General features: G+C 65.8%; 3 protein-coding genes and 2 pseudogenes. All 5 read right to left on the bottom strand.

Annotation, left to right across the window (positions count from 1 at the left end):
• Window positions 1-256 (bottom strand): annotated as a pseudogene (locus JNN06_RS08645) (sulfoxide reductase heme-binding subunit YedZ); the annotation flags it as partial.
• Window positions 256-1,164, bottom strand: a complete 909-nt coding sequence (msrP, locus tag JNN06_RS08640; protein WP_291239183.1) for a protein-methionine-sulfoxide reductase catalytic subunit MsrP — start codon at window positions 1,162-1,164, stop codon at window positions 256-258. The pseudogene JNN06_RS08645 and the gene msrP, both read right to left, overlap by 1 nt.
• Window positions 1,165-1,227: 63 nt before the next feature.
• A complete protein-coding gene (locus JNN06_RS08635; protein WP_291239182.1) occupies window positions 1,228-2,088 on the bottom strand; it encodes an asparaginase domain-containing protein in 861 nt (286 codons plus the stop codon).
• A 46-nt stretch (window positions 2,089-2,134) separates the two neighbouring features.
• Window positions 2,135-3,529, bottom strand: coding sequence for a glutamine synthetase family protein (locus JNN06_RS08630; protein ID WP_291239181.1), 1,395 nt, complete (start codon window positions 3,527-3,529; stop codon window positions 2,135-2,137).
• 3 nt (window positions 3,530-3,532) lie between these two features.
• A pseudogene (locus JNN06_RS08625) lies at window positions 3,533-3,831 on the bottom strand (aspartate aminotransferase family protein); the annotation flags it as partial.

Here is a 3,831-nt window from a genome sequence, read left to right as displayed (position 1 = left end):
TAAAGGCCAGCACGCCGATCTGTCGGCGAAAGCGGATCAGGTTCAGCCCGGCAAAGCGCCGCAAGGGCGTGACGCACAGCCCCGCCACCAGCAATTGCAGGGCCACCTCGCCCAGCCGGTGTTCGATGGTTTTCACCGGGTCCACCCCCAGATCGCCGGAGAATACCTGCCAGATGAGCAAGGCCGCAGGCACCGCCCCCAAGGCGTAAACCATCCATGGCCTCACGGGGCGCAGCGCGCGATGGATCGCCTCCATCAGTAATCCGCCGCCAGATCCTGCCCCTTGTAAAGGCCCGCCACCTGATCCTCATAGCCGTTGAACATCAGCGTATCGACCCGCTTGGCAAACAGCCCGCCGCCGATCACCCGCTCCGAGGCCTGCGACCAGCGCGGATGATCCACATTCGGGTTCACATTGGCATAAAAACCATATTCGCGCGGTTGCAGCTTTTGCCAGGTGGTTTCGGGCTGGGTATCGGTCAGGCTGATTTTCACCAGCGATTTCGCGGATTTGAAACCGTATTTCCATGGCGCCACCAACCGGATCGGCGCGCCGTTCTGCTTGGGCATCGGCTCGCCGTAAATCCCGGTCGCCAGCAAGGTCAGCGGGTGCATCGCCTCATCGAGCCGCAGCCCCTCGCGGTAGGGGAAATCCAGCAGCCCCGCCGCCACACCCGGCATTTCCTCGGCCCGCGCGAGGCTTTCAAACCGCACATACTTGGCGCCGGATTGCACGCCCACCTTCTCCAGCAGTGCCGCCAGCGGCACACCGTTCCACGGAATCACCATCGACCAGGCCTCGACGCAGCGGAAGCGGTAGATGCGCTCCTCCACCTTCAGGCCCGCCAGCAAATCCTCCAGCGCGTAAGATCCGGGACGATCCACCAGCCCGTCGATCTCGACCGACCAGGGCGAGGTGGTCAGGGCGCCTGCATGGCGGGCAGGGTCTTCCTTGTCGAAGCCGAATTCATAGAAATTGTTGTAACTGGTGATTTCTTCCAACGAGTTGGGAGTGAGCTCCGCCGCCGCACGGGCGGGCAGGGCCCCCGCCAGCGACAGCGCGCCTGCGCCCGCCAGCAGCGCACGGCGGTTCAGCCACAGGCTTTTGGGCGTCACATCGGCCCGCGTCAGGCCAAGGTTTACATCTGAGTTCCGCGCGGCCATGGCTTTCTCCCTGTTCCAACCCTAGTTCTGGGGCAGTTCGGCCAAAGGGCAAGCGGCGTTACATCACGACCCCGTGTTTCCCAGATCCAGCATCAGCCGCACCAGCGCGGCCTCGGGCGTTTCAAACCCGCCGTTTTCGACTCCGGCTGCCCAGAGGCCCGCCCCCGCCGCATAGGCGCCGGGGGTCAGCCCGCCCTGCAAGCACTGGCTGACCGCGCGAATGCGGCAGCCCCGGGCCACGGCGCGGCGCAGCGCCCCGGCCACATCAGGGTCGCTCATCGCCGTGCCCGCGCCGAACACGCGCAGCACCGCGCCGTCCAGATGCTCCAGCGCGGCGGCGAGGGCCGGCACCGGCAGGCCGGGCGTCAGGCTGAGGATCGCCACGCGGGCCGTGCCAAAGCGCGGATTGCTGCGCGGCACAGGGTCGGTCTGCGGCACGCTGGCAAAGGCGTCATCGGCGTGGCTGTCGGCCTTCACAAGGCCCCCCGCCGCCACCAGCCGCCCGGCAAAGGCCAGCCAGACCCCCGGCGCCGCCGTCTCCAGCGCCTTCAGCGCCAGATCGAGGTTCGCCTCGGCATCGCCGCCCATGCCCAAAGGCACCATCGAGCCGCACATGACCACGCGCCGTCCGCTGCCCGCCAGCGCCTGCGCCAGCGCGGCGCCGGTGAAGGCCATGGTATCGGTGCCATGGGTCAGCAGCACATCCGCGCCCGGATGCGCCGCGATCAGATCGAGAAACAGGTTCCACTCTGCCGGGCCCACTTCGGCACTGTCCAGCAGCGGGTCAAAGGCATGGGTCGCGAATGGCAGCCCCGGCAGCCGCGCGGCCAGCGCCGCCTCCAGCTTGCCCGGCACTGGCACGAGGCCCTCCGGCCCCGGCCCCATGCCAATGGTTCCGCCACTATGGATCAGCAAAAGCGCCATGGTTCCCCCCGTTTTGGCGCCTTTTGCCATGGCGGGGGGCGGGGCGTCAAACCGTGTGGAGGTAAAGGTCGAAATCCACCTCCGACACGGTGCGCGCCACCCGCGCATATTCCGCCGCCTTGATGGCGGTGAAGGTGCGGTGCATGTCCGCGCCAAGCGCGTCTTTCAGGAAGGCCGAGCCCTGCGCCGCCACGATGGCCGAGCGCCAGTCGGCGGGGATCGGCGGCGCGTCTTGGCCCGCATCATAGCCGTTGCCGGTGGTCTCTGGCCCGGGATTGATCTTTTCGATCAAGCCCTTGCGAATGCCGGCCAGCACGGTCGCGGCCACCAGATAGGGGTTGGCATCCACACCGGCCGGGCGATGCTCGATCCGGCGCGCGCGGATGTCACCTGCGGGAATGCGCAGCGCGACCGAGCGGTTGTTGACCCCCCAGGTCGGGCTGACCGGGGCGTAGGATTGCGACGAGAACCGCCGCCAGCTGTTCGCATGCGGGGCAAAAACCAGCATGCTTTCGCCCATGGTGGCGCGCAAGCCGCCAAGCGCATGCAGGATCGTATCGGACCATTGGCCCTCCACCGCCTCGATGAAGGTGTTGTGGCCCTCAAGGTCTTGCATCGACACATGAAAATGCATGCCCGACCCGGCATAATCCTCATTCGGCTTGGCCATGAAACAGGCCGTTACCCCATGCGCCCGCGCCTGCGCCCGCACGATGCGCTTCAGCCGCATCAGATCATCGGCGGCCAGCATCACATCCTCGCGGTAATGCAGCGTCAGCTCATACTGGCCGGGGGCATATTCGCTGATCATCGTTTCGGCCTTGATGCCAGATTTTTCCGCCGCCGCGTAAATATTTGAAAACAAAGGCAACATGCCATGCAGGTGATCCACCGAATAGACTTCGGTCTTGGTCGAGGGGCGGCCATCCAGCACGTCCCGCGCGGGCACCATCTTGCCGCGCGCGTCGCGCTCATTCGCCAGCAGGAAGAATTCCAGCTCGAAAGCGCCCGCCGGTTTCAGGCTCATATCGGCCAGCAGATCAACCTGCCGTTGCAGCGCGTGGCGCGGATCGGAGGTCATCTTCTGCCCCTCCAGATCATACATCGACATGAACACCTCGCCGCGCGGCGGCTGGGTGTTGTGCAAGGGTTTCAGCGTGCCGGGGATGGGCCAGGCCCGCAGGTCGCCATCGCCCTGATCCCAGATCAGCCCGGTTTCATGCACATCCTCGCCGCAGATGTCGAGCCCGAGGATCGAGATCGGCAAATGGCGGCCATTCTTGTAAAAAGACAAAAGCTCATGGCTGCGGATGATCTTTCCCCGGCCAATTCCGTTCGCATCGTGCAAGACGATGTCAAAGGCCTCGATCTCGGGATGGGCAGTCAGAAAGGCTTCGGCCTCGGCGAGGGAAGAGCCGGAGGGGCTGGTTATGTCGGTCATGGATCAGAACAATTCGTCAAGGATTGCGTCGAAAGCGGCGATCAGGCGGTCGATCTGGCGCTTGGTGGTGGCGGGGCTGACCAGCATCATATTGTGGAAAGGCGCGATCAGGCAGCCGCGATTGAGCAGCGCGGTATGAAGGGCGGCCTCTACCTGTGGTTGATGTGCGCCTGCGGCCTCGGCGCCGTTTTTCAGCGGGCCGGGGGCGCAGATGAACTCCACCCGCGCGCCCACCCGCACCACATGCCAGGGCGCGCCATGGCGCCGGATGGCGCGGGCGAGGCCCGCCGAAAGACGCCCGG

This window comes from Gemmobacter sp., assembly GCF_016792925.1.
GTDB lineage: Bacteria > Pseudomonadota > Alphaproteobacteria > Rhodobacterales > Rhodobacteraceae > Gemmobacter.
This window is presented reverse-complemented; position numbering and strand designations above follow the sequence as displayed.

Excerpts from the sequence above, each read along its gene's own strand:
- JNN06_RS08635 (WP_291239182.1), bottom strand. The coding sequence starts at position 2,088 with ATGGCGCTTTTGCTGATCCATAGTGGCGGAACCATTGGCATGGGGCCG.
- msrP (WP_291239183.1), bottom strand. The coding sequence starts at position 1,164 with ATGGCCGCGCGGAACTCAGATGTAAACCTTGGCCTGACGCGGGCCGAT.
- JNN06_RS08630 (WP_291239181.1), bottom strand. The coding sequence starts at position 3,529 with ATGACCGACATAACCAGCCCCTCCGGCTCTTCCCTCGCCGAGGCCGAA.